The organism is Bradyrhizobium sp. CCGB01 (assembly GCF_024199795.1).
Classification (GTDB): Bacteria; Pseudomonadota; Alphaproteobacteria; order Rhizobiales; family Xanthobacteraceae; genus Bradyrhizobium.
Genome location: NZ_JANADK010000001.1, coordinates 7,532,343 through 7,556,184 on the forward strand (window position 1 = coordinate 7,532,343; position 23,842 = coordinate 7,556,184).

General features: G+C 65.6%; 21 protein-coding genes and 1 other RNA gene. 6 read left to right on the forward strand and 16 right to left on the reverse strand.

Annotated elements, in window-relative coordinates; translation table 11 throughout:
• Positions 1-10: 10 nt before the first annotated feature.
• The 6 genes from mraY to rsmH all read right to left on the reverse strand — a co-directional run bounded on the left by mraY (position 11) and on the right by rsmH (position 7,314).
• On the reverse strand, positions 11-1,114 hold the full coding sequence (gene mraY, locus NLM25_RS35435) for a phospho-N-acetylmuramoyl-pentapeptide-transferase (RefSeq protein WP_014492955.1): 1,104 nt from the start codon (positions 1,112-1,114) through the stop codon (positions 11-13).
• Positions 1,115-1,266: 152 nt separating this feature from the next.
• Positions 1,267-2,646, reverse strand: coding sequence for a UDP-N-acetylmuramoyl-tripeptide--D-alanyl-D-alanine ligase (murF, locus tag NLM25_RS35440; RefSeq protein ID WP_254122488.1), 1,380 nt, complete (start codon positions 2,644-2,646; stop codon positions 1,267-1,269).
• Complete coding sequence (locus NLM25_RS35445) at positions 2,643-4,100, reverse strand: UDP-N-acetylmuramoyl-L-alanyl-D-glutamate--2,6-diaminopimelate ligase (RefSeq protein ID WP_254139970.1); 1,458 nt, start codon at positions 4,098-4,100, stop codon at positions 2,643-2,645. The genes murF and NLM25_RS35445 overlap by 4 nt, the downstream gene beginning before the upstream one ends.
• Positions 4,101-4,183: 83 nt before the next feature.
• On the reverse strand, positions 4,184-5,932 hold the full coding sequence (locus tag NLM25_RS35450; RefSeq protein ID WP_254139971.1) for a penicillin-binding protein 2: 1,749 nt from the start codon (positions 5,930-5,932) through the stop codon (positions 4,184-4,186).
• Positions 5,929-6,321: a hypothetical protein gene (locus tag NLM25_RS35455; protein ID WP_254122491.1), complete on the reverse strand. Its 393-nt coding sequence runs from the start codon at positions 6,319-6,321 to the stop codon at positions 5,929-5,931. The genes NLM25_RS35450 and NLM25_RS35455 overlap by 4 nt, the downstream gene beginning before the upstream one ends.
• A 3-nt stretch (positions 6,322-6,324) precedes the next feature.
• Positions 6,325-7,314 (reverse strand): 16S rRNA (cytosine(1402)-N(4))-methyltransferase RsmH, encoded by a 990-nt coding sequence (rsmH, locus tag NLM25_RS35460; protein WP_254139972.1) that lies wholly within the window; start codon positions 7,312-7,314, stop codon positions 6,325-6,327.
• A gap of 429 nt (positions 7,315-7,743) precedes the next feature.
• Here rsmH and NLM25_RS35465 point away from each other — a divergent pair, with 429 nt between their 5' ends.
• Complete coding sequence (locus NLM25_RS35465) at positions 7,744-8,607, forward strand: N-acetylmuramoyl-L-alanine amidase (protein WP_254139973.1); 864 nt, start codon at positions 7,744-7,746, stop codon at positions 8,605-8,607.
• A gap of 153 nt (positions 8,608-8,760) precedes the next feature.
• On the opposite strand, the gene NLM25_RS35470 is transcribed toward NLM25_RS35465, so the two are convergent.
• Both NLM25_RS35470 and NLM25_RS35475 read right to left on the reverse strand, forming a co-directional pair.
• Positions 8,761-9,993 carry an RNA polymerase sigma factor gene (locus NLM25_RS35470; RefSeq protein ID WP_254139974.1) on the reverse strand — a complete coding sequence of 411 codons (1,233 nt, stop codon included), beginning with the start codon at positions 9,991-9,993 and terminating at the stop codon, positions 8,761-8,763.
• A gap of 22 nt (positions 9,994-10,015) precedes the next feature.
• The gene (locus NLM25_RS35475; RefSeq protein WP_254139975.1) at positions 10,016-10,369 is read right to left on the reverse strand and encodes a YciI family protein; all 354 of its coding nucleotides are present in this window, start codon (positions 10,367-10,369) and stop codon (positions 10,016-10,018) included.
• 150 nt (positions 10,370-10,519) lie between these two features.
• Here NLM25_RS35475 and rnpB point away from each other — a divergent pair.
• Positions 10,520-10,951, forward strand: an RNA gene (gene rnpB, locus NLM25_RS35480) — RNase P RNA component class A.
• Positions 10,952-11,135: 184 nt separating this feature from the next.
• On the opposite strand, the gene NLM25_RS35485 is transcribed toward rnpB, so the two are convergent.
• The gene (locus NLM25_RS35485; protein ID WP_254139976.1) at positions 11,136-11,849 is read right to left on the reverse strand and encodes an alpha/beta fold hydrolase; all 714 of its coding nucleotides are present in this window, start codon (positions 11,847-11,849) and stop codon (positions 11,136-11,138) included.
• Between the two features lie 72 nt (positions 11,850-11,921).
• On the reverse strand, positions 11,922-12,356 hold the full coding sequence (locus NLM25_RS35490; protein WP_254122497.1) for a DUF983 domain-containing protein: 435 nt from the start codon (positions 12,354-12,356) through the stop codon (positions 11,922-11,924).
• A 79-nt stretch (positions 12,357-12,435) separates the two neighbouring features.
• Between NLM25_RS35490 and NLM25_RS35495 the strand changes: the two genes are divergently transcribed.
• The gene (locus tag NLM25_RS35495) at positions 12,436-13,806 is read left to right on the forward strand and encodes a PLP-dependent aminotransferase family protein (RefSeq protein ID WP_254139977.1); all 1,371 of its coding nucleotides are present in this window, start codon (positions 12,436-12,438) and stop codon (positions 13,804-13,806) included.
• A 5-nt stretch (positions 13,807-13,811) separates the two neighbouring features.
• Here the strand turns inward: NLM25_RS35495 and NLM25_RS35500 are convergent, their stop codons facing one another.
• Complete coding sequence (locus NLM25_RS35500) at positions 13,812-14,069, reverse strand: hypothetical protein (RefSeq protein WP_254139978.1); 258 nt, start codon at positions 14,067-14,069, stop codon at positions 13,812-13,814.
• 231 nt (positions 14,070-14,300) lie between these two features.
• On the opposite strand from NLM25_RS35500, the gene NLM25_RS35505 reads away from it, so the two are divergent.
• On the forward strand, positions 14,301-15,044 hold the full coding sequence (locus tag NLM25_RS35505; protein ID WP_254122500.1) for a sulfite exporter TauE/SafE family protein: 744 nt from the start codon (positions 14,301-14,303) through the stop codon (positions 15,042-15,044).
• A 195-nt stretch (positions 15,045-15,239) separates the two neighbouring features.
• Here the strand turns inward: NLM25_RS35505 and NLM25_RS35510 are convergent, their stop codons facing one another.
• From NLM25_RS35510 to NLM25_RS35525, 4 genes are all read right to left on the reverse strand, one after another.
• Positions 15,240-16,646 carry an MATE family efflux transporter gene (locus NLM25_RS35510; RefSeq protein ID WP_254139979.1) on the reverse strand — a complete coding sequence of 469 codons (1,407 nt, stop codon included), beginning with the start codon at positions 16,644-16,646 and terminating at the stop codon, positions 15,240-15,242.
• Between the two features lie 55 nt (positions 16,647-16,701).
• Positions 16,702-18,501 (reverse strand): ABC transporter ATP-binding protein, encoded by a 1,800-nt coding sequence (locus NLM25_RS35515; protein WP_254139980.1) that lies wholly within the window; start codon positions 18,499-18,501, stop codon positions 16,702-16,704.
• Between the two features lie 558 nt (positions 18,502-19,059).
• Positions 19,060-20,643, reverse strand: coding sequence for a DHA2 family efflux MFS transporter permease subunit (locus tag NLM25_RS35520; protein WP_254139981.1), 1,584 nt, complete (start codon positions 20,641-20,643; stop codon positions 19,060-19,062).
• A gap of 29 nt (positions 20,644-20,672) precedes the next feature.
• Positions 20,673-22,010: an HlyD family secretion protein gene (locus NLM25_RS35525; protein ID WP_254139982.1), complete on the reverse strand. Its 1,338-nt coding sequence runs from the start codon at positions 22,008-22,010 to the stop codon at positions 20,673-20,675.
• 197 nt (positions 22,011-22,207) lie between these two features.
• Here NLM25_RS35525 and NLM25_RS35530 point away from each other — a divergent pair, with 197 nt between their 5' ends.
• Both NLM25_RS35530 and NLM25_RS35535 read left to right on the forward strand, forming a co-directional pair.
• The gene (locus tag NLM25_RS35530) at positions 22,208-22,843 is read left to right on the forward strand and encodes a TetR/AcrR family transcriptional regulator (RefSeq protein WP_254122505.1); all 636 of its coding nucleotides are present in this window, start codon (positions 22,208-22,210) and stop codon (positions 22,841-22,843) included.
• A 54-nt stretch (positions 22,844-22,897) separates the two neighbouring features.
• Positions 22,898-23,239 (forward strand): DUF6665 family protein, encoded by a 342-nt coding sequence (locus NLM25_RS35535; protein WP_254139983.1) that lies wholly within the window; start codon positions 22,898-22,900, stop codon positions 23,237-23,239.
• An 18-nt stretch (positions 23,240-23,257) separates the two neighbouring features.
• Here NLM25_RS35535 and NLM25_RS35540 read toward each other — a convergent pair whose 3' ends face one another.
• A complete protein-coding gene (locus NLM25_RS35540; protein ID WP_254139984.1) occupies positions 23,258-23,839 on the reverse strand; it encodes a histidine phosphatase family protein in 582 nt (193 codons plus the stop codon).
• Between the last annotated feature and the right edge of the window lie 3 nt (positions 23,840-23,842).

Sequence of the window (23,842 nt, forward strand, 5' to 3'; positions counted from 1 at the left end):
CGTGGTACCGTCAGCGCAGCTTCAGGGTGGACAGGCCGGCGAGCGCCAGCATCACCGAGATGATCCAGAACCGGATCACGATCTGCGGCTCGGTCCAGCCGAGCTGCTCGAAATGGTGATGGATCGGCGCCATCCGGAAGATGCGCTTTCCCGTGAGCTTGAAAGACACCACCTGCACGATGACGGAGACCGCCTCCAGCACGAACAGGCCGCCGATCACCGCGAGCACGATCTCGTGCTTCACCGCGACCGCGATCGCACCCAGCATGCCGCCGAGCGCGAGCGAGCCGGTGTCGCCCATGAAGATCGAGGCCGGCGGCGCGTTGAACCAGAGGAAGCCGAGACCGGCGCCCAGCAGCGCGCCGCAGAGCACCGCGAGTTCGCCGGTGCCGGCGACATATTTGATCTGGAGATAGTCGGCGAACACCGCGTTGCCGGCGAGATAGGCGATCATCGCAAAGCTCGCGGTCGCGATCATCACGGGAACGATGGCGAGGCCGTCGAGACCGTCGGTCAGGTTCACAGCATTGCCGGCGCCGACGATGACAAAGGCGCCGAACACGACGAAGAACCAGCCGAAATGCAGCACGGTGTCCTTGAGGAACGGAATCGTCAGCGCGGTCGACGCGGGATCGCGGTTCAGCCGCACCAGCGCGTAACAGGCGACCAGCGCGATCGCCGCCTCGATCAGCAGGCGCAGCTTGCTGCCGAACCCGGTGGTGGTCTGCTTGGTCACCTTGAGGTAATCGTCGTAGAAGCCGACGAAGCCGAAGCCGAGCGTCACCGCCAGCACGATCCAGACATAGGGGTTGAGCGGATTGGCCCACAGCACCGTGCCGACCGTGAGGCCGGACAGGATCATCAGCCCGCCCATGGTGGGCGTGCCTTTCTTGGCGAGGTGCGATTGCGGGCCGTCGGTCCGGATCGGCTGGCCCTTGCCCTGGCGGATGCGCAGATGATCGATGATCCAGGGTCCGAACAGGAACACGAACAGCGCGCCGGTGACGACGGCGCCGCCGGTGCGGAAGGTGATGTAGCGGAAGACGTTCAGGAAGGTGCGAACGGCACCGAAGCCCGGAAATGTGTTGGAGAGCTCGATCAGCCAGTAAAACATTCAGACGGTCCTATGGCGCCTTTGCACGCGGCCTTGGCTTGGCCTTTGCCTCACGCGCATTCGCTGGTCTTCATCATGCGGTCTGGCGACCTCTGGGAAAACGCTTCGCGCCGCAAAAGGGTGGGATTCGGGAACAGCGCCTTCCAAGCAGTTTACGCCTTTGCCTGCAAGGCGGCCACTAGGCCCGGCACAAACTTGTTGATCCAGAACATCTTCTTGCTGCCCTTGACAACCACGACATCGCCTGCCCTCAGCAGATTTGCGACCTCGCCGGGCTTCAGCGTGGCGGGATCGTCGTGCCAGCCGAGGCCCTTGCCAGCCGGCAGCACATCGTAGAGGTGGCGCATCAGGGAGCCGACACAGTAGACGCCGTCGATGCCGTCGAGATGTTTGGCGAGGCCGGTATGGTAGCCCGGTGCATCATCGCCCAGTTCCAGCATGTCGCCGAGCACCGCAATGCGGCGGCCGCCGCTCATGTTGCGCGCCTGGAGGCTTTGCAGCGCAGCGGCCACGCTGGCCGGATTGCCGTTGAAGCTGTCGTCGATCACGGTGACGCCGCCGACCGCCTGCTCGACGCCGCGGCCGGTCATGATGCCGACCCGGTCGAGCTTGATCGCGAGCGTCGCGGCATCGAGGTTCGCGGCGCGAATCGAGGCGAGCGCGGCGAGCGCATTCTGCACGCGGTGCGGCGCGCCCGGCGTCAGGCTGAAGGCGATCTCCTTCTTGCCGAGCGCGGCAACGACCTGCCAACTCTCGCCATGCGGCGCGTGCGCGACCTCGTGCACCTCGGCCTTCTCGCCGAAACGTACCACCTTGCCCTTCCAGTCCGGCGCCTTGATGCCGGCAGGCAGCACCAGCACGCCATCCTCGGGCAGGCCAAGCGCGATCGACACTTTCTCGCGCCGGATGGCTTCGAGCGAGCCGAGCTTTTCCAGATGCACCGGCTGGACGTTGACGACGAGCGCGACTGTCGGCCGGGTCAGTTCGCTGAGCCGCGCGATCTCACCTTGCTGGTTCATGCCCATCTCGACGACCCAGAGACTGGCGTCAGGTCTGGCATTGCACAGCGTCAGCGGCACGCCCCAGAAATTGTTGAAGCTCGACGGGCTGGCATAGGCGTTAGGGTAAGCGGCGAGGAATTCCTTGGTGCTGGTCTTGCCCGCGCTGCCGGTGAGCCCGATCACCGGACCGTTGAAGCGCGCGCGGGCGGCGCGCGCGAGGCCCCAGAGCCCGTCGATCAGCGTGTCCTTGACGACGATCTGGGGAATGCGGATTCCTGCGATCTCGTGCGGCACGATCATCGCGACGGCGCCCGAGGCTTCCGCCTTGTCGGCAAATTCCCAGCCGTCACGCGCACTGGCGAAGGCCGAGATGAAGCCGCCGCTCGGCGTGCCGCTGAGCGCGACGAACAGGCTGCCCGGTTTCACCAGCCGGCTGTCCTGCGTAATGAAATCGATCGGCGTGTCCGGGAATGACCCCGCAGCGCCCAGCGCGCGCGCCACCTCGGCCACCGTCCATATTGGCGCGCTCATGCAATCCTCGACGTCAATGCGGCGGCGACCGCCTCGTGATCACTGAACGGCAGCACCTGGCCGCCGACGATCTGCCCGGTCTCGTGGCCCTTGCCGGCGATGAGCAGCGCATCGCCGTCTTGCAACTCCTCGATCGCGGCGCGGATCGCCGCGGCACGGTCGCCGATTTCGCGGGCACCCTTGGCAGTCGCGAGGATTTCGGCGCGAATGGCTTCCGGCTTCTCGCTGCGCGGATTGTCGTCGGTGATGATGATGCCGTCGGCGTTCTCCGCCGCAATCTCGCCCATGATCGGACGCTTGCCGGCATCGCGGTCGCCGCCGGCGCCGAACACGACGACCAGCCTGCGCCTGGCGTAAGGACGCAGCGCCTGCAGCGCCTTCGCCAACGCATCCGGCTTGTGCGCATAGTCGACGAAGATCGGCGCGCCATTGCGCTCGCCGACGCGTTCCAGCCGACCCTTGGCGCCTTCGAGATGTTCGAGGTTCGCGAACACATGGGCAGCATCGCTGCCGGTGCCGATGGCAAGACCGGCAGATACCAGCGCGTTCTCGATCTGGAATTCTCCGACCAGCGGCAACCGGACGGAATGGCGCTTGCCGCGATGCTCGAGCGCGAGCAATTGCGAAAATCCTTCGACCTCGGCGCTTGCGAGTCGAATGCCCTCGCCTGCCCCATCGCCGTTGCGGCCGACCGCCATCACGCGCAGGCCGCGCGACTTCGCCGCGTCCATCGCTTCCGCCGAGCATTCGTGATCAGCCGAGATCACCGCCGCTCCATCAGGGGCGACCAGCTCGCGGAACAGCCGGAGTTTTGCGGCAAGGTAGTGCGCGACGGTTGGATGGTAATCCATGTGGTCGCGCGAGAGGTTTGTGAAGCCGCCGGCGGAGACGCGCACGCCGTCGAGGCGGTACTGGTCCAGCCCGTGCGAGGAGGCTTCGAAGGCGAGATGCGTCACACCCTCGCGCGCGATCTCGTTGAGCTGCCGGTGCAGCGCGATCGGATCGGGTGTGGTCAGCGAGCCATAGACCGTGCGCTTGGGCGAGACGAGGCCGATGGTGCCGATGCTGGCGGAGGCATGCCCCAGCCGTTCCCAGATCTGGCGCGTGAACGCGGCGACCGAGGTCTTGCCGCTGGTGCCGGTCACCGCGGCAATCGTTGCGGGCTGGGCGGGGAAGAATCTTGCCGCGGCCAGCGCCAGCGCGCGGCGGGGGTTGGCGACGGCGATGAACGGCACCTTGCCGGCCGGCGGCGCGTGGTCGCCGACGACCGCCACCGCGCCTGCGGCCATCGCGGCATCGATGAAGCGCGCGCCGTCGGTCTTGCTGCCCGCGAGTGCGAAGAAGAGATCGCCTGGCCTGACCACACGGCTGTCGAGCGCAATACCGGTCACCTCGAGCGCCGCGACAGCGGGCTCGAGTGCGGCATCATTGCCTAGAAGTTCGCGCAGCTTCATGGTCGTCCAGTCGACATGCCGCGCCGGAAAGCCGAATCGTCAGGAAAAGCCGACTCAGCACCGGCGATGGCCACCCCGGTTGATTACTGGGTTGTCCTGGATGCTGCAAGAATAAGGCGGTCGGACGGCGGCAGGTCGAACCGTGGCTCGACGCCCAGAAGCGGCGCGATCCGCTCGATCACCTTCCCGCCGGTCGGCACCGTGTTCCAGCCCGAGGTGATGAAACCCTTCGTCTCGGGAATCGCCTGCGGCTCGTCCAGCATGATCAGTATCTGATACTTTGGATTGTCGGAGGGCATGATCGCCGTGAAGGAGTTGAGCACCCGCTTCTTGGCGTAGCGGCCATTGATGACTTTCTCGGACGTGCCGGTCTTGCCGCCGACGTAGTAGCCCTTGACGTCCGCTTGCCGCGCCGAGCCGACCTCGGCGTTGAGGCGCATCAGGAACCGCATCTTGTCGCTGGTCTCCGGCTTGATGACGCGTTTGGCCATCGCCGCCGCTTCGGCCTCGCTGCGCTTCATGAAGGTCGGCGGAATCAGATAGCCGCCGTTCACTAGCGCGTTGATCCCCATCACCGCCTGGAGTGGCGCCACCGACATGCCCTGCCCGAACGCGATGGTCACCGTGTTCAGCTCACCCCAGCGGCGCGGGATCAGCGGCGCCGCGCTCTCCGGCAGCTCGGTGCGCAGCCGCGTCAACTGCCCCATCTTGGCGAGGAACGCCTTGTGCGCCTCGACGCCCTGGCCGAGCGCGATCCGCGCAGCGCCGATGTTGGAGGAATAATAGAACACCTCCTTGGTGTTGATGAAACGTCCGAGCGGATGGCTGTCGTGGATGGTGAACTTGCCGTAGTGCAGGTTCCCGCGTGCATCCCACATCGAGTTCAGATTGATCTTGCCGGAGTCGAGCGCCATCGCCAGCGTGAACGCCTTGAAGGTCGAGCCCATCTCGTAGACGCCCGTGGTCAGGCGGTTGATGCGATCGGGGTCGTGCGCTTCCTTCGGATTGTTGGGATCGAAGTCCGGTAGCGAGACCATCGCCACGATCTCGCCGGTCTTGACATTCGAGACGATGCCGGAGGCGGCCTTGGTATGGTACTTCTCCTTGGCCTTGAGCAGTTCGTCGCGCAACGCGTGCTCGACGCGCAGATCGACCGAGAGCTCGATCGGCTTCTGCAGCCGGTCAGTGGCAAAGCCGGCACGGTGGAGATCGGCGAGGCCCTGATTGTCGAGCCACTTCTCCATGCCGGCGATGCCCTGGTTGTCGATGTTGACGAGACCGATGAGGTGGGCGACCTCGTTGCCGGTCGGGTAGACGCGCTTGTTCTCGCGCAGGAAGCCGATGCCGGGAATGCCGAGCTTGTGGATGTCCTGCTGCTGCTTCGCCGTGACTTCGCGCTTGAGCCAGACGAAACCCTTTCGTCCCGACAGGCGCTCGCGCACCTCAGCATCATCGAGATCGGGCACGGTCGCGGTCAGCAGCTCGATCGCCTCGTCCTTGTCGATGATGCGACGCGGCTCGCCGAACAGGCTCGCCGCCTTGACGTCGGTCGCGAGGATCGCGCCGTTGCGGTCGACGATGTCGGGGCGCGCAGTCGCGACCACCTCCTGCGAGGCGGCGCGGCGCGCACTGTGGGCGTCGGCGCCGATCGCGAACATCACGAGCCGGCCACCGATCAGGACGTAGACCGAGGTGAAGGCCAGCATCGCGAGGCCAACGCGCGCGCGGGCCTTCGCCTGGCGGTCGACGTTGCGCCCGTAGAGCAGGCTGCGGATCAGCCGCTGCCGCCAGGGTTCAGTCGGCTTGGGTTTGGCCGGAGTCGCAGCGCTCATTGCTTGTCCTCGGGCTGAGGCAGGGAGCCCGTCACGGTGTCAGGGTCGCTCGCGGCTTCGATGGTGTTGAGCATGGCCCCGATCGGGTCGGGCTCGCCCGGCCTGAACATCCGCGGCGGACGCTCGGGCAGGTTCTTCAGCGAATCATATTGCGTGGCGTTGACCGGCTTGAGCGGCAGGTGCCGGTCGGACAGGCCCTGCAGACGCAAGGGCGCATCGAGCTTGGCCCATTCGGAGCGCAGCGATGCGATCGCATCGCGCTGCTCGCGGATCTCCGCATGCAGCCGCAGCACCTTCTCGGTACGCGCCGTGGAATCCATCTTGATCCGGTAGACATAGGCCGCCGCGAAGATCAGCGCGCCGATGACGAGGAGGTGGATGAAGCGCATGTGCTAGCCCCCCCTCATCACGTCGGAGAGTTTTGGCCAGGTCGATGGCTCGCCGTCGTCATGCGCGGGCGCAGACGTGCGCTCGGCGGCGCGCAGTTTTGCGGAACGCGCGCGCGGGTTTTGGGCGACTTCCTCTTCGCCGGCGACCACCGGCCGTCGCGTCAGGAGCTGGAAGCTGGGAGCGACTTGCGCCACTTCCGGCAGATGCCGCGAGCCGCCGCCGGTCTTGCTGCGCTCGGCCAGGAAATTCTTGACGATGCGGTCTTCCAGCGAGTGGAACGAGACCACCACGAGGCGGCCGTCCGGCCTCAGCACGCGCTCGGCCGCAGCGAGCGCGGTCTGGAGTTCCTCGAGCTCTTCATTGACGAAGATGCGCAGGGCCTGGAACGTCCGCGTCGCCGGATGAATGTCGCCGGGTTTCGAGCGCACGACCCTGCCGACGAGATCGGCGAGCGCGCGGGTGGTCGTGAACGGCGTCTCCTGCCGGTCCGCCACGATGGCGCGGGCGATGCGCCGCGACTGCCGCTCCTCGCCAAAGAGATAGATGATGTCGGCGAGATCGCCTTCGGAGGCACGCGCGACGACATCGGCCACGGTCGGCCCCGTCTGTCCCATCCGCATGTCGAGCGGACCGTCGAGACGGAACGAGAAGCCGCGGCCAGCCTGGTCGAGCTGCATCGAGGATACCCCGACATCCATCACGACACCGTCGACTGCATCGACGCCCTGCGCCGCGCAGACCTCGGCGAGATTGGAGAAGCGGTCCTCGACAAGCGTCAGCCGACCCTCGGAGCGTTCGACCAGCTCGGCACCACCAGCAATCGCGGTGCGGTCGCGGTCGATCGCGATCAGCCGGGTTCCCGGCACGTCGAGGATGGCGCGGCTGTAGCCGCCGGCGCCGAAGGTGGCATCGACATAGATACCGCCCTCGCGCGGGGCGAGATGATCAATGGCCTCGCGGCCAAGAACGGGGATGTGCGGAACCGAGCTCATGCGCCAAGCCTGCCGAACGTCCAAACGAGATCGGGGACGAACAAGCCCATAACGCCTCGAATAATTCCGCGTCGCGGCGGTTCCACGACAAAGCCCTTGTCCAGCATGGTTACCTGGCCCGGTCGTCCCGGGCCGCCAGCCCAGTGTTCCCAGTGGAATTTGTCGGGCAGCCATGGGATTTCGAGCCAAAATACGCTTTGGCCGCCTCCGGACGCGGGTCGGCTCTTCATCTCTCAGTAACGGCCCTTAGCGTTAAGAAAACGTTGATCGGCTCGTTAGAAGTCGAAAAGGTGACGCGTCGGTGATGCCTCATCCACACACTGCGCCAAAATGCATCCGTTAACCGCGCCGCACGATTGCGCGCGGCGGAGGGTAAAGGAATAGTAAAGAGAAGGGCTTGGCCCACTCTCTATCCGACTTGAGCTGTCTATGTCGTCCGGTCCGTCCACGCCGTCTGGATCTGATTCGAAGCGTCAACGCGTTCTCCCGGTTCCCAAGGCCGCGGCGAACACGCGGACGTTCGAGCCGGATTCCTCGATCGTCTCCGACATCATTCCCTCGCCGAACCATGGCGACCGCAACAAGGGACGGCAGCCGGATATGATCGTGCTGCACTACACCGGCATGCCCGATGTCGAGGGTGCGCTAGCAAGGCTGTGCACCGCGGGCACCGAAGTGTCGGCGCATTATGTCGTGCTCGAGGACGGCCGCATCGTGCAATGCGTGCCCGAGGCCAGGCGCGCCTGGCACGCCGGCGTCTCGGCCTGGGCCGGCGAAGACGACGTCAACTCCTGCTCGATCGGCATCGAGATCATCAATCGCGGCCATGACTGGGGTTATCCGGAATATCCGCTGCGCCAGATCGCCGCCGTGATCGCGCTGTGCCGCGGCATCATGCTCCGCCGCAAGGTGCCGGCGCACCGCGTGCTCGGCCATTCCGACGTCGCGCCTGCGCGCAAGAAGGATCCCGGCGAGAAATTCCCGTGGCATTCGCTGGCCAATTCCGGCGTCGGCCACTGGGTGACGCCCGCGCCGGTCGTGCGCGGCGAGAGCCTGATGCTCGGCACCATCAGCGACGAGGTGCTGAGCCTGCAGCAGGCGCTCGCCCGATACGGCTACGGCGTGCCGCTGACCGGCAAATACGACGCCGCGACGATGGAAGTCGTCACCGCGTTCCAGCGCCATTTCCGCCCGGCGCGGCTGGATGGCGTCGCGGATCATTCGACGCTGTCGACATTGCAGGCGCTGCTGGAAAGTTTACCGGCGGATGCGACGGTCGTCGCATCGAAGTGACGGCAGCAGCCGCACCCTCCCTCATTGCGAGCGCAGAGCCTAGACCCTCACCCTGAGGAGCCGCGCTTGCGCGGCGTCTCGAAGGGCGAGGCCACCAGCCGGGCCTTCATCCTTCGAGACGCGCGTTCCGCGCTCCTCAGGATGAGGAATCACCTACTCCATCTCCCTCACCCTTCGCGCATACAGCCGCCGCAACGGCTCCAGCTGCGTCGCCTCCGTCGCGAGACGATACGCCTCGCGCGCTTCATCTTTCCGCCCCAACCGCCGCAACAGATCCGCGCGCACTGCCGGCAACAGCTCATAGCCACGAAGCCCGCCGCGCGCGGCGACCGCATCGACGAGAGCGAGCGCACGCCCCGGACCGTCGACCATCGACACCGCCGCGGCGTGGTTGAGCTCGATCACCGGCGACGGGCTGATGCGCAGCAGCACCTCGTAGAGTCCGGCGATCTGCGGCCAGTCGGTCTCCTCGAAACTCGGCGCACGCGCATGCAGCGCGGCAATCGCGGCCTGCACCGCATAGGCTTGCGGCAGCCCGGGCAGGCGCAGCGCATCGTCCACCAGTCGCAGACCGTCCTCGATCTGCGCGCGATCCCAGAGCGTGCGGTCCTGCTCTTCCAGCAGCACGATATCGCCGGCCGGCGTCTCGCGCCCGGCGCGGCGCGCATCATGAAGCAGCATCAAAGCCAGCAGTCCCTTGATCCCGGCGCGATCGGGCATCAATCGGTCGAGCAGCCGGCAGAGCCTGATCGCCTCGGCCACGAGATCGGGCCGCATCAGATCCGCACCCGACGTCGCCGCATAGCCTTCGGTGAAGACGAGATAGATCACGGCGAGCACGCCGTCGAGCCGCGGCGCCAGCGCGTCGCGCTCGGGCACCTCATAGGGAATGCCGGCGAGCCTGATCTTCTGCTTGGCGCGGACGAGGCGCTGCGCCATCGCCTCTTCGCCGACCAGGAAGGCGCGCGCGACCTGCGAGGTCGAGAGCCCGCCGACGGTGCGCAGCGTCAATGCGACCTGGACCTCGGGCGCGAACGCGGGATGGCAGCAGGTGAAGATCAGCCGCAGCATGTCGTCATCGAGCATCGCCGGCGGCTCGTCGGGCGCTTGCGCGTTCAGCTCGAGCTCGTGCACGAGTGCCTGTTGCCTGCCGCGAAAGGCGATCTGGCGGCGGATCCGATCGATCGCCTTGTGCTTGGCGACGTTGACCAGCCAAGCGCGCGGATTGTCCGGCACCTCGCACGCCGACCAGCGCTCCAGCGCGACCGCAAAGGCATCCTGGAGCGCATCCTCGGCGAGATCAAAATCGCCGACGAGGCGGATCAGGGTGGCCAGCGCCCGCCCCGCCTCGTCGCGGAAGATTTTTTCGATCTCGCTTGGAGTCATGCGGCGATGCGCGGCTGCGCCGTCACTTCTCATACACCCAGATCGGCCGAACCTCGATCGAGCCGATCCGCGCCGACGGAATCCGGGCCGCGATCTCGATCGCAGCATTGAGATCCTTGGCCTCGACCAGGTAATAGCCGCCGAGCTGTTCCCGCGTCTCCGCAAACGGCCCGTCGGTCGTCAGCAGCTTGCCGTCGCGTATGCGCACCGTCGTCGCGGTCGTGGTCGGCTGGAGCCGGTCGCCGGCCTTGAAATTGCCGCTCTGGACGATGCCTTGCGTGAAGGTCTGGTATTCGGCCATCATCTTCTGGGCCGTGGCAGCGTCGTTCTTCGCGTATTCGACCTCGTTCTGGTAGATCATCAGCAGATATTGCATGGCTCAACTCCTGTTGTTCGGCTGTGTCGCCGACATCCAGTCGAACGGGGCGCGCTCCAAACGACATCTTCAGGATAAATTATTTCGGGCAAAGCGTGCCCTTCGATATCGGCTTGACGGAACCGTCACAAATGCTCCATGCGTAACCGGTCAGTCGGCCGGACGGCCGCTCCAGCAAGTGCCGAAAGGCCGCCGGGGAGGAAAGTCCGGGCTCCCTTGACATGCGGTGCCGGATAACGTCCGGCGGGGGCGACCCCAGGGAAAGTGCCACAGAGAACGAACCGCCCGCCTTCGCAGCGCAAGCTGCACAGGCGGGTAAGGGTGAAAAGGTGCGGTAAGAGCGCACCGCGGATCCGGCAACGGAGCCGGCATGGTAAACCCCACCGGGAGCAAAACCGAATAGGGACGGCGTAGCGGGCTGTTCGCTTTGAGCGATAACGCCGCGGGGCGATGTCAGGCCCGCCGTCCGGGTAGGTTGCTCGAGGCCATGTGCAAACATGGTCCCAGAGGAATGGCCGTCACGTATCGTTTGCGCAAGCGGACGGTGCCCTACAGAACCCGGCTTACAGGCCGGCTGATATCTTGCAACGAGGGGTTCGATGCCAACGCATCGGGCCCCTCACCATTTTGGCGCGAGCGCGCAGCCATTCAAATAGTGTCATTCCGGGGCTCGCGAAGCGAGAGCCCGGAATCCATCGTGCGGACGTGTCAGTGGGTAAATGGATTCCGGGCTCGTGCTGCGCACGCCCCGGAATGACGGCGAAAGTTACGCGACGATCTTCTCCAAGACGCCCATCAGCGCCTCCGGCGCGGTCACATTCGGCGCGTGGCTCGCATCGAGCTCAAAATAGCGCCAGCCATCTTCGCTCTTCGTGCGCTTGGCGAATTGACCGAACACGTCACCCGGCGGAATGCGCGTGCAGTAGATGTAGCTGCGCGGCATCGCGGGCTCGCCGTGGTCGAGCTTCAGCGAGGTCTCGAAACATTTGATCGGCATGTTGATGCGGCGCGTATTGAGCCAGTCGAGATCGGCTTGCGGGGTGTCAGGCGGCGGCGGATTCGGCGGGATACGGTAGCCGTCAGTCGAGGCTGCGGCCTTGCGCATCGGCTCGCGCCCGCCTTCGTTGAGATCGAACAGCGACTGTCCGTCGCGCGGCACGAAGGCGTCGAGATAGATCAATTGCGTCACGCGTTCACGCGCGCGATCGGCGACGCCGGTCGCGACCATGCCGCCATAGCTGTGGCCGAGCAGCACGATATCGCCGAGATCCTCGAATTTGATGACGTTGAGGATGTCCTGAATGTGCGTGTCGAGATCGACCGCGGGACGGGCGAGATGCGCGCGCTCGCCGAGCCCGGTGTAGGTCGGCGCGATCAGCCGATGACCGGCCTGCGCCATCAGCGGATGCATCTTCTTCCAGGCCCATCCACCGGACCATGCGCCGTGACAGAGCAGAAAAGTCTTCGAGCGTGCGGCCATCTGCGTTTCCACCGTTCTTGTTTGTACGATGGAGTGTAGCGGCCGAACGTGCGATGTAAACGCTGCGGCCGCTCAGGCCGCGCGCGTGTCCGCCTTCACCAGCACCGGCGCAAGCTCAGCGGCCTCGCGTCGCAGCTTGCTCGCCTCGAAGCCGTGCATGCCGACCTGCCATTGCAGGCCGACGATGGCGCCCTTGGTCGGTTGCAGCAGCGCGAGCGAAGCGAACAGCGTCACTGGCAGCCACACCGCCAATTGCAGCCAGACGGCCGGCGCATAGGCGGTCTCGACTGCGAGGATCGCCGGCACCACGAGATGGCCGACCACGACGATCACGAGATAGGCGGGAAAGTCATCGGCGCGCTGGTGGAACAGCTCCTCGCCGCAATGATCGCAGCTATCAGCGACCTTCAGGAAACGGCCGAACAGATGGCCCTCGCCGCAGTTCGGGCACTTGCCTCGGAAACCGCGCCACATTGCCTTCGCCAGAGAGATTGAACCGGTCGCCATGACCACACCTCTTCCTTTTCACTGATCCATACAATAATATCTTGCATCCATACATTCAAAGAGAATGGGCCTAAATTGCATGGATTGGACTCCTACAATCTCGGAGCTGAGCGGGCCGCGCTACCAGCGCATCGTCGAGGCCATGGAGGCCGACATCGCCGCGGGCCGGCTGGTGCGAGGCCAGCAGCTGCCGACGCAGCGCGCGCTGGCCAAGGCCCTCGGCATCGACCTCACCACCGTGACGCGCGCCTACACCGAGGCGCGGCGCCGCGGCATCATGGAAGCCCGGGTCGGCCAAGGCTCGTTCGTGTCGGAGACCAGCGCGCGCCGCGCGGTCGACCTGCCGCATCCCGTCGCGATCGACCTCTCGATGAACGTTCCGCCGCATCCGCTGGAAGCGCAGCTCGACGAGCGGATCATCGCCGGGATGGAAGCCATCCGCGCGCAATCGGGCCTGACGGCGCATCTCAACTACCAGCCGCCCGGCGGCAGCGCGCATGAGCGCGAGGTCGCGGCGCGCTGGATGCGTGCACGCGTTCCGCACGCGCATGCCGACAAGCTCGTGATCTTTCCCGGCGCGCAAACGATCCTGTTCAACCTGCTCGCTCATCTCGCGCGGCCCGGCGACGTCGTGCTGACGGAAGCCCTCACCTTCCCCGGCATCAAGGCCGCCGCGGCGCGGCTCGGCGTCAAGCTCGTGAGCGTCGCCATGGATGACGGCGGCATCCTGCCCGATGCGCTGGCGAAGGCCTGCCGCACCCACAGGCCGAAGGCCGTCTATCTCATTCCGACGCTGCACAATCCAACCACCGCGACGCTGTCAGCCGAGCGGCGTAGCGCCATCGCAAAGATCATCAGCGATGCCGACACGATTCTGATCGAGGACGACGCCTACGGACTGCTCGACCGCTCGGCATCGCCGATCGCCAACCTCATTCCGGAACGGACGTATCTGGCGACCACGCTGTCGAAATGCATCGCGCCGGCACTGCGCGTCGCCTATCTCGTGACGCCCGACAGCGCCGCGCAGCGGGAGATGCGGACTTACCTGCAGGCCACCGTGCAGATGCCGGCGCCGCTGATGGTCGCGCTGGTGACGCATTGGATCGAGACCGGCATTGCCGATCGCATCATCACTGCCATCCGCAACGAAGCCATCGGCCGCCAGCAACTGGCGCAGCGCGCGCTGAAAGGATTTCAGTTCCTGGCCAGGCCCGCCGCCCATCATCTCTGGCTACGGTTGCCGGACGACCGTCCCGACGTCGCGTCGCATCTGTTGCGGAACGGACTCGCGATCGTCGCCGGCGATGCCTTCACCGTGGACGGAACACCGCCGCATGCAGCGCGGGTCTCGCTCGGCGCAGCGCGCAACAGGGCGGAATTGACGGAAGCACTGCGCATCCTGGTCGGCGCGCTGCACAGGCCCGCCGACACCAGGCAGATCGTCTAGGCGAGCTAATGATGGCGACGATGGCGCGGGCGAACCGCCGGCGCAACGGCTGACGGATAGGATGCGTAGGCATCGCTCGGCGTTCCCTGCAGGCCACGAGCCGCTCGGCCTGCAGGCGTGAGCTGGCCGCCATTCAGCACGTCGCGGTCGGGATGAGCGGCCTGATAGGCCGCGGGCTCGGAAAACTGCGCCTGCGCCATCGTCGGCATCAGCGCCGCCGCCGACAGGAGGGCGGCCGCAACGGCAATCTTCGCGCGGGTCATGGTCATTCTCCATCATCTCGTTCGGGAACAGGCCAATCGGAGCGCATCATGGCGTCGGGCGGGCCCCCAGATTGAAGTACGACCATCATGTAGGCCCGCTCGCCGCGAACGCCCGCCTTGGGGGATCACGCTTGCGTGCGGTTTTGAAATTGACCTCCACGGCAGCGGCTGTGCTATGCGGGCAGTGACGATCAACAATTCGGGATCGCCCATTGCGACAAGGACAATCGGTTGGAAACGCTTCACTACGCGCTGCTGCTGTTTGGCGCATTGGCCGGCGGCTTCGTCTCGGGCCTGGCCGGCTTCGGCACGGCACTGATGGCGCTCGGCATCTGGCTCTACGTGCTGCCGCCCTCGCTCGCGGTGCCCCTGGTGCTGATCTGCTCGGTGATCGCGCAGACCTCGACGCTGCCGTCGATGTGGAAGAGTTTTGATCTCTCGCTGGTCTGGCCGTTCCTGATCGGAGGACTGATCGGCGTGCCGCTCGGCACCATGCTGATCGCCTCCGCCGATCCAAAAATATTCAAGCTGAGTGTCGGCGTGCTGATCCTGATCTTTTCGAGCGCGCTGTACCTCAACAAGACGCCGCTCGCCGTCAAATTCGGCGGACGCATCGCCGACGGTGCGATCGGCTTTGCCGGCGGCATCCTCGGCGGCCTTGCCGGATTGTCCGGGCCGCTGCCGATCCTGTGGGCCAACATCCGCGGCTGGAACAAGCATGAGCGGCGCGGCATCTTCCAGCTCTTCAATTTTACCGTGCTCGCCACCGCTTTGGTGTTGCAGACGGCCTCGGGCCTCGTCGAGTTCAAAGTGGTCTGGCTCGCGCTGGTCGCCTTTCCCGGCACGCTGATCGGCGCATGGGCCGGGGCGCGCGTCTACCACGCACTGAACGACAAGCATTTTGGCGACGTCGTGCTCGGCCTGTTGTTCCTGTCGGGCCTTACCCTCGTCTGGAACAGTATCGCCGCGCTCTAGCTCCGTGTCCTCTTCGCGGCGAGCGCCAGGCCGCCGGCGACGCCGACACCGAGCACGTAGATCCAGCCCGTGGTGAAATCGAGTCCCTGCTCGTTCAACATTTCGGTCATTCAGGTTCTGAGCAGATTCTCGCCACCCATGGCGCGGCAAAACTAGCCGGAGCCATGGGTGGGGGACAAGCGCGTCTGCAATCCGCTATGCGGGCTCGCGCACGGGAGGCACAACCGGCTCGACATTTGCCGGCTCCGCAACCTTCTCCTGTGCTGGCAGCGCGAGACGCTTTCCGAACTCGCGGTGCAACAGCCACACGCTCAGGGCGGCCTGTAGCGTGGTCGTCGCGATCGACAAATACCAGACATGCTCCATCCGGAAGCCCGGCCACGTCGAGAGCCAGATCGACGGCAGGGAATAGGTGAGGACCCGCGTTGCCGAGGTCCACAGCACCGGCTTGGTGTTGCCAAGCCCCTGAAACATGCTGGAGCAGGTGAAGATCAGCCCCTGCGCCACCATGTTGAGGGAGACGATGCGCAGAAAAAGCGACGCAACCGCCATCGTCTCTCGGTCATTCGAGAAGCCGGCAAGCAACAGACCAGGCGCGAGCTGCGCGAGGACCAGGAAAACGATCATCACGGCGGTCGCGATCAGCGCCGCCTTGACGAAGGTCTCCCGCACGCGCGCGCCGTTGCCAGCGCCGAAATTCTGGCCGGCGATCGGCCCTGCGGCGAGGGCGACGGCGAGCGCCGGCATCTGGATCAGGCCGAGGAGACGCGTCCCGATGCCAAATCCGGCCTGCGCCGCCGGGCCGAAAACGCTCAGCACGTAATAGCCCACGGCCATGATGATGAAGACCATCAAGAACTCGCCGCCCGCCGGCAGGCCGACATTGAGGATCCGTTTCCATTGCCGAAGCTGCGGCCGCCATTGTGCCGGATGGAAGGCGACATAGCGCTCCAGCTTCAGAAAATACGCGAGCAGCATCAGCACGCCGATGAAGACGGCGATCGAGCTGGCGAGACCCGCGCCGGCAACGCCGAGCGCGTGGCCGGTGCCCCAGCCCGAGATCAGGACCGGCGCGAGCGCGATGTTGATGACCACGGCGACCGCCTGCACCAGCATGCTCGGCCGCACGATGCCGGTCGCCCGCAATGCGGAGGCCATGACCTGCGTTGCGAATTGCAGCGCCAGTGCCGGCATGAACCAGAGCAGATAGATCGTGCCGGCTTCAACCGTGGCCGCGTCGGCCGCAACCGCGCGCATGTAGGGGCGCGACAGCGCGAAGCCCGCCACCAATGTCAGCAGCCCGAGCAGCACCGACAGGACGACCGACTGGTTGAAGACGAGATTGGCATCGTCGCGGTCCTTGCGGCCCACGGCGTGCGCGATCAACGCCACCGCGCCGACGCCGAGCACCTGCATCAGCGCGTTGACGAGAAAGCCGGCATTGCCGGCCGCAGCAACGCCGGCGATCGCCGCCTCGCCCAGCCCTGAGACGAAGTACAGGTCGACGAGCTGGCAGATCATGATCGTGATCATGCCAACCACGATCGGAGGCGCCATGCTCAGGATATGGCTCACGATGGAGCCGCGCGTCAGGTCCTTCATCTCATTCCATCCTTGACGGCGTGACCGCGGGACTTGCGCCCCGCTGCCGCGCGCCTCACTCCGCTGCTGCGATGTGTCCGAGCTCCACCACTTGGCGCTCGAACAGTCCGCGATAAATGCCGCCAGGCTTGCCCGCGAGCACGGCATGCGTGCCCTGCTCGACGATATCGCCGCGGTCGAACACCAGGATTCGATCGAGGCTGCGTACCGTCGACAGCCGGTGCGCGATCACGATCGAGGTGCGGCCCTTCATCAGCCGCTCCATCGCCTGCTGGATCAGCGCCTCCGATTCCGAATCGAGGCTCGATGTCGCCTCGTCCAGGATCAACACCGGCGCGTCCGCCAGGAAGGCGCGTGCCAGCGCCACGCGCTGCCGCTCGCCGCCCGACAGCTTCACCCCTCGCTCGCCGACGAGCGTGCCGTAGCCCTTCGGCAGGCGCAGGATGAAGTCGTGCGCATTGGCGAGCCGCGCCGCCTGCTCGATCGCCTCGAGGCTGGCACCGGGCCGGCCATAGGCGATGTTCTCGGCGAGCGAGCGATGAAACAGGATCGGGTCCTGCTGCACGATCGCGATCTGGCTGCGCAGCGATTGCTGCGTGGCCAGCGCGATGTCCTGCCCGTCGATCAGCACGCGGCCGCCGGAGACGTCGTAGAGCCGCTGCACCAGCTTGACGAAGGTCGTCTTGCCGGAGCCCGAACGGCCGACCAGACCGACGCGTTCGCCGGCGCGGATCGTCACCGACAGCCCGTCATAAAGCGGCGCGGGATGGCCGCCATAGTGGAACGTGACGTCGTCGAACACGATCTCGCCGCCCTCGATCGCGATCGGCAGCGCGGCGGCCGCATCGGCAATGCCGATCGGCTCGTCATGGATCGCCACCAGCTCCTCCATATCGTTCACCGAACGCTGGAGGTTGTTGATGTGCATGCCGACGTCGCGCAGATAGGCGTGAATGACGTAGTAGCTCGTCAGCACATAGGTGACGTCGCCGGGCGAGGCGTGCCCGTACATCCACAGCAACACCGAGCCGCCGATCACGGACGCCCGCAGGCATAGCAGCAGCGAGAGCTGCGCCGTGGCGGTGTAGTTGTAGCGGAACCAGGTCCGCCGCACGCGCACGCGCCAGCGGCTGATGACGCGGGCGAGCCGCGTATCCTCGCGCGCTTCCGCACCGAAGGATTTCACCACCGCATTGCATGTCAGCGCATCCGCCAGCGTGCCGCCGACCTTGGTGTCCCATGCATTGGAGACACGCGCGGCCGGCGCGATGTAGCGCGTCGAGAACAGCACCGTCATCGTGACATAGGCGAGCGCGCCGAGCGCGATCACCGCGCCGAGCGAAGCCCAGTGCACGCCGAGCAGCACCATCGACCCGATCAGCACGACCAGCGAAGGCAGAAGCGCCAGCAGAATGGTATCGTTGAGCAGGTCGAGCGCCCACATGCCGCGCGTGATCTTGCGCACGGTGGAGCCTGCGAACGAGTTGGCGTGCCAGTCGGTCGAGAAGCGCTGCACACGCATGAAGGCGTCCTGTGCGACCTCCGACATGGTCTTCAGCGTGAACGGCACGATTGCCTGCAAGCCCGCCAGCCGCAGCACCATCGAGGCCGCGCCCAGCGCCACGATGGCGCCGAATGCAACAAGTGCCGCGTGGCGCGCCTCGGGATCGGACGGCCCGCGGGTCAACGCGTCGATCAGCTGCCCCGAGAAGAGCGGCATGAACAGGTCGGCGGCGGTCGCACCCAGCAGGCCGGCGACGATGGCAAGCGTCCGCCCCGGCTGCTTCAGCCAGTGCCTGAACACGAAGGGCAGCACCACGCGTATCGCCGCGGGCTTCTTTGACAGAATGGTCATGGCGTCATCCGGCCGCTGTTGGCGCGGGCCGGCTCCATCGATGGACGCAGGCCGGCCGCGAGGGCCGGGACGGCATCACTTCAAGCTGATTTTGACTTGGGAAGCGGGGCGATCGGGACGCTTGGTCGAAACCTTGGCCCAATCGAAGCTGGCGAAAATGGACCCTAGAGGGTCGAGCACATACCGAGCCAGAACATCATCGAGCGCGGGCGTGCGATCTGCGAATGCGACGAAATCATGCAAATCTCTCCCCGGTTCGATTGAATAAGGTGCGCTTTATAGATGTGTCGTTCGCGCTTTGCAACGGGGCTTCCGCAAGATCACGGACGAGTGTTGCAATTTGGTTCGGTGGTGGCGCGCCACTCTCCGCTGTCATGCCCCGCGGAAGCGGGGCATCCAGTACGCCGGGACGGATGTGGTGAGAGCGAGCTCTCCAACGCCGGCCTCTGGAATACTGGATCGCCCGCCCCAGTGCGCAATTGCGCACAGGCGGGCGATGACACCGAGTGTGTGGATCGCCCGGTCAAGCCGGGCGACGACACCGAGTATGGAGCCGCGTCAGTGCGCGTCGCCGCCGCCGGTCATGGAGGCCGGCTTGTTCAGGAGCGTGACCAGCAGGCTGAGGCCGAGATAGAACACGGTCAGCACGAAGAAGGCATCGCCAAAGCTCATCACCACGGCCTGGCGGTGCACGATCTGGCTGAGCTGCTTCATCGCCATCAGCGTGGAATCGCCGAGCCCCTGGAACTTCTGCATGAACATGGTCAGGGTTTCGGTCGCGGTGGCATTGCCCCAGGTCACGCGCTCCTGGAGGCGCGTGATGTGCAGATCGGTGCGATCGTTGAGCACGGTGTTGATGACGGCGAGCCCGACCGCGCCGCCGAGATTGCGCATCAGGTTGAACAGGCCCGATGCGTTCTTCACCCTGTCAGGCGCCAGCGTGCCGAGCGCGATATTGTTGGTCGGCACCATCGCGAACATCATGCCGATCCCGCGCAGGATCTGCGGTACGAGCAGCTCGTAGAAATCGTAGTCGCGCGTGATCCAGGTCATCTGGTAGGAGCCGATCGCGAACACGATCAGGCCGAACGCGATCATGTAGCGCATGTCGATCTTCACCATGAGGCGGCCGACCAGCGGCGCGACCAGGAACATGGTGATGCCCGAGACGAACATGGTCTCGCCGATCATCAGCGCGCTGTAGCCGCGCACTTCGGCGAGATAGCGCGGATAGATGTAGGTCAGGCCGTAGAGGCCGATGCCGATGCAGAACTGCAGGAGGCAGCCGATCGCGAAATTGCGGTTGGAGAAGGTGCGCAGATTGACGATCGGCTCCGCCGCCGTGAAGACGCGCCAGAAGAAGGCGATCGCCGCGATCGCGCAGATCCAGGCACAGATCGCAACGGACGTGTCCTGCATCCATTCGTGCTGCGGGCCTTCCTCCAGCACATATTCCAGCGTGCCGAGGAAGCCGGCCATGAACAGCAGGCCCCACCAGTCGAAGCGGTCGAGCAGCTCGAAATGCGGCTCGTCGAAATCGACCAGCGCCAGCACGCCGAGCGTGATGCCGATGCCAGGCACGACGTTGATGAAGAACAGCCAGTTCCAGGACATCAGATCGGTGATGTAGCCGCCGACCGTCGGCCCGATCGTGGGAGCCAAGGTCGCAACAAGTCCGATGATGGGACCGACGATGTGGAATTTGGAGCGCGGGAACACGGTATAGGCCGAGGCGAACACCGTGGGGATCATGCCGGCGCCGAGGAAACCTTGCAGCGCGCGCCAGAGGATCATCTCCTCGATGGTCGAAGCGAAGCCGCACAGCAAGCTCGAAACAGTGAAGCCCGCCGCCGAGATCGCGAACAACAGCCGCGTGCCGAACGCGCGCGACAAGAATCCCGACAGCGGGATCGCGATCACTTCGGCGATCAGATAGGCGGTCTGGACCCAGGCGACTTCGCTGGAGCTTGCCGACAGGCCGGCCTGGATCTCACTGAGGGACGCCGAGACGATCTGGATGTCCAGGATCGACATGAACATCCCGAACACCATGATGATGAAGGCGAACAGCCGCTTCGGCGCGATACGCTCCGAGGCGGGGTCCGCCATCATGGCAGGTGAAGCAGTCGTGGCGTTCGCCATGGTCCGGCCTCGCAGCGCTCGTAGCGCGCCTACTGCGGATGGATCGCGGTGGGATCGTCGAGATCGACCTCGCTGTCGGCGTCGGCCGCGCCCTTGTTGGTGTCGACGGTCGCATAGACCGACATGCCGGCGCGGAGCAGGTTCTGCTTCGCCACTGACTTCGGCACGCGGATGCGGACCGGCACGCGCTGCACGATCTTGGTGAAGTTGCCGGTGGCGTTGTCAGGCGGCAGCAGCGTGAACACCGAGCCCGCGCCCGCCGCGATGCTGTCGACGACGCCGGAGAACTTGCGCATGCCGTAGGCATCGACCTTGATCGTCACCGGCTGGCCGGGACGGATGCGCTTGAGCTGCGTTTCCTTGAAATTGGCGTCGATATAGACGTCATTGAGCGGGACGATGTTGCCGAGCCGCTGGCCGACCGCGACGAAGTCGCCGGCGCTGACCAGGCGGTTCGAGAACGTGCCGTCGACCGGCGCGCGCACCGCGGTGAAGGCGAGATCGCGCTCGGCCTTGGCGAGCGAGGTCTTGAGCTCGGCGAGCTGCGCCTGCGCTTCGGCCTGCTGTGCCTTGGTGACGTCGACATTGCTGACCGCGACGTCGTAGGCGGCCTGCGCGGCCTTGACTGCGGCGGCGCCCTGGTCGCGTCCGGCTTCCGAGCTTTCGAAGGTGGCGCGCGAGGCGAAGCCCTTGCTGCTCAGGGCCTGCTGGCGCTCATAGTCGAGATCGGCGCGCTTGAGACCGGCTTCCGCCGAGACGAGCTGCGCCTTGGCCTGCGCGACCTGGCTTTCGAGCGCCGCAATCTGGCGGCCGATGCGATCGATGGTGGCCTGCTGGGTCGCGATCCTGGTCGCGGCGGCATCGACCGCGATCTTGTAATCGCCGTCGTCGATGCGGAAGACGATGTCGCCGGCGCGCACGGTCGTGTTGTCGCCCGCGAGGATCGAGGAGATGTGGCCGGCAACGCGCGCGCCCAGCATGGTGTTGTTGGCGCGGACATAGGCGTCGTCCGTGGCGACGTAGAAGCGGCCGACCAGCGTGTAGTAGCCGGCATAGCTCGCGACCGCGAGCGCCAGCAGGAGGCCGACGCCCATCAGGACGAATTTGCGCTTGCCGGACTTGGGCGTATCGGACTTGGGCGCGCCGGCAGCGGCGGGCCCGTCCGGCGCAGGCGCGGCCGGCTTGTCGGTCACAGGCTTCTCCGGCGCCTCGGCGATGCGGCGCTTGGTTTCGTCGGCCACATGAGAGCGCAACTGCTCGGCAAGGGCGGCGGATTTCTCGGTCGCAGCCTCACTGACCGCCTGCTCCGGCGTCTCCACCGTGTCCTGGCGAAGAACGCGCGCAGCCTGGTCTCTCGATACGGCCATAACGGCCTCCCCAACAAAAAAGCGCGATCGAGGACGGCCGTCCAGCGGACGGTTCCCTCTCGCCTGTTCCAAATATCATTGACCGAACGGTTCGGTCAATATACATAATGTTCCCGTCGAGACCCTACTGGCCCGAATCCTTTATTTGGGTTTCATGGGTCGGGCCCGATCCAAAAACCTTCCGAGACGCTGAACCAATGGTTGTAGCTGCCAGCGAACATCTGCACGTCATCCAGGAGGAGGACAGTTCCAAGCGCCGCCAGATTCTGGACGGGGCCCGCAAGGTGTTCATGGATCTTGGTTTCGACGGCGCCAGCATGGGCGAGATCGCGCGTGCCGCGCAGGTCTCCAAGGGCACGCTCTACGTGTACTTCGCCGACAAGAGCGCGCTGTTTGAAGCCATCCTCGAGGAGGAAGCGCTCTTTCACGGCCAGGTCATGTTCAATTTCGATCCGGCGCGCGACGCCGAGACCACGCTGAAGGATTTTGGCCAGGTCTACATCCACTTGCTGTGCCGGCCCGGCGGCGGATCAGCGATCCGCACCGTGATGGCGATCGCCGAGCGCATGCCCGATGTCGGCCGCCGCTATTATCTGCGCGTGCTGGACAAGACGATCAACCGGCTCTCCGAATATCTCAAAATCCATGTCGCCGCCGGCGATCTCAAGATCGACGACTGCGACCTTGCGGCCTCGCAGTTCATGGAACTGTGCAAGGCCTCGCTCTTCCTGCCGTTCGTTTTCCAGGCCGCGCCCGCGCCGTCGGAAGAGCGCATGACCGAAGTGGTCGACAGCGCGACGCGGATGTTTCTCGCGGCGTACCGGGCGAAGTAGCAGCAGCAGGCCACGCGTTGCGCGGGCCGCTCCCGCGGCACTATATTGAGTGCCATGTCCCGTGATCTTCGCCCGCCGGTCGATATCCTTCATTACGAAATTGTCCAGGAACAGGCCTCGGCGCTTGGACGGATGGGCCACACACTCGAGCAGAGCCTTGCGCGCTTGCGCGAATTCGATGCCGCTCATGCGCTTCCGGAGACGCCGGCCTCGATGCAACCGGCAAGGCGCAAGCTGGTGCTGGAGGCCGGCCAGGCGCTTTGGATGTTCGTGGTGCAGCGTGAGGCGTCCGGCTTGCGCGACAGCCGCCATATCATGCGGACCTACAACGTCCCGGGCGAGGTGCAGCGGTGCATGGGGCTGGTGCCGGCACCGTCGAAGCCAGCTTCAAAATGAGCGTCTAGCTCTGCAAAGCTAAGTCCCGACCTCTTCCATCTTGCGCCACCCATGCAGGACACGGCGCCCTTCCAGGGTGAACGCGAAGCAGTTGCCGCCGCCGCCCATCTGATCGTGAACGCGATCGATGGGATGGCCGGCAGTATGGCAAAACAACAGCGTGCCGACGGCACCGTGGCCGACGAAGAGAATGTCGCCGGGACGATTGCGCGCCAGCACCGCCTTGGTCTCGCGCACGATGCGCGCCTGCGCATCGACGGCACGCTCCCAGCCGCGGACGCTGAGATGAGGCTGTGCGAAGAACTGGTCGGCGACTTGCTCGAACTCGGCCGGCTTCAGGAAGCCCGTCGCCGAACGATCGTTCTCGTGCATAGCCTCGCGGATCTCGATCATGATGCCGAGCCTGCCCGCGATGATCTCGGCGGTCTCGATCGCCTTGCGTTCGGCACTGGAGATGATCTGCGTGGTGCGGGAGAGCCAGCTCGCATTCACCAGGGCTTCGGTGCGCGCGCGGCCGACCGGGCTGAGCCCCCATTGCGGCACCGGCACATCAGGATCGATTTGCACCTGCGGATGCGTGAGATAGCGGACGATGGACATTCG

Coding starts and splice junctions, on each gene's coding strand:
- mraY (WP_014492955.1), bottom strand. CDS start 1,114: ATGTTTTACTGGCTGATCGAGCTCTCCAACACATTTCCGGGCTTCGGT.
- murF (WP_254122488.1), bottom strand. CDS start 2,646: ATGAGCGCGCCAATATGGACGGTGGCCGAGGTGGCGCGCGCGCTGGGC.
- NLM25_RS35445 (WP_254139970.1), bottom strand. CDS start 4,100: ATGAAGCTGCGCGAACTTCTAGGCAATGATGCCGCACTCGAGCCCGCT.
- NLM25_RS35450 (WP_254139971.1), bottom strand. CDS start 5,932: ATGAGCGCTGCGACTCCGGCCAAACCCAAGCCGACTGAACCCTGGCGG.
- NLM25_RS35455 (WP_254122491.1), bottom strand. CDS start 6,321: ATGCGCTTCATCCACCTCCTCGTCATCGGCGCGCTGATCTTCGCGGCG.
- rsmH (WP_254139972.1), bottom strand. CDS start 7,314: ATGAGCTCGGTTCCGCACATCCCCGTTCTTGGCCGCGAGGCCATTGAT.
- NLM25_RS35465 (WP_254139973.1), top strand. CDS start 7,744: ATGTCGTCCGGTCCGTCCACGCCGTCTGGATCTGATTCGAAGCGTCAA.
- NLM25_RS35470 (WP_254139974.1), bottom strand. CDS start 9,993: ATGACTCCAAGCGAGATCGAAAAAATCTTCCGCGACGAGGCGGGGCGG.
- NLM25_RS35475 (WP_254139975.1), bottom strand. CDS start 10,369: ATGCAATATCTGCTGATGATCTACCAGAACGAGGTCGAATACGCGAAG.
- NLM25_RS35485 (WP_254139976.1), bottom strand. CDS start 11,849: ATGGCCGCACGCTCGAAGACTTTTCTGCTCTGTCACGGCGCATGGTCC.
- NLM25_RS35490 (WP_254122497.1), bottom strand. CDS start 12,356: ATGGCGACCGGTTCAATCTCTCTGGCGAAGGCAATGTGGCGCGGTTTC.
- NLM25_RS35495 (WP_254139977.1), top strand. CDS start 12,436: ATGGATTGGACTCCTACAATCTCGGAGCTGAGCGGGCCGCGCTACCAG.
- NLM25_RS35500 (WP_254139978.1), bottom strand. CDS start 14,069: ATGACCCGCGCGAAGATTGCCGTTGCGGCCGCCCTCCTGTCGGCGGCG.
- NLM25_RS35510 (WP_254139979.1), bottom strand. CDS start 16,646: ATGAAGGACCTGACGCGCGGCTCCATCGTGAGCCATATCCTGAGCATG.
- NLM25_RS35515 (WP_254139980.1), bottom strand. CDS start 18,501: ATGACCATTCTGTCAAAGAAGCCCGCGGCGATACGCGTGGTGCTGCCC.
- NLM25_RS35520 (WP_254139981.1), bottom strand. CDS start 20,643: ATGGCGAACGCCACGACTGCTTCACCTGCCATGATGGCGGACCCCGCC.
- NLM25_RS35525 (WP_254139982.1), bottom strand. CDS start 22,010: ATGGCCGTATCGAGAGACCAGGCTGCGCGCGTTCTTCGCCAGGACACG.
- NLM25_RS35530 (WP_254122505.1), top strand. CDS start 22,208: ATGGTTGTAGCTGCCAGCGAACATCTGCACGTCATCCAGGAGGAGGAC.
- NLM25_RS35535 (WP_254139983.1), top strand. CDS start 22,898: ATGTCCCGTGATCTTCGCCCGCCGGTCGATATCCTTCATTACGAAATT.
- NLM25_RS35540 (WP_254139984.1), bottom strand. CDS start 23,839: ATGTCCATCGTCCGCTATCTCACGCATCCGCAGGTGCAAATCGATCCT.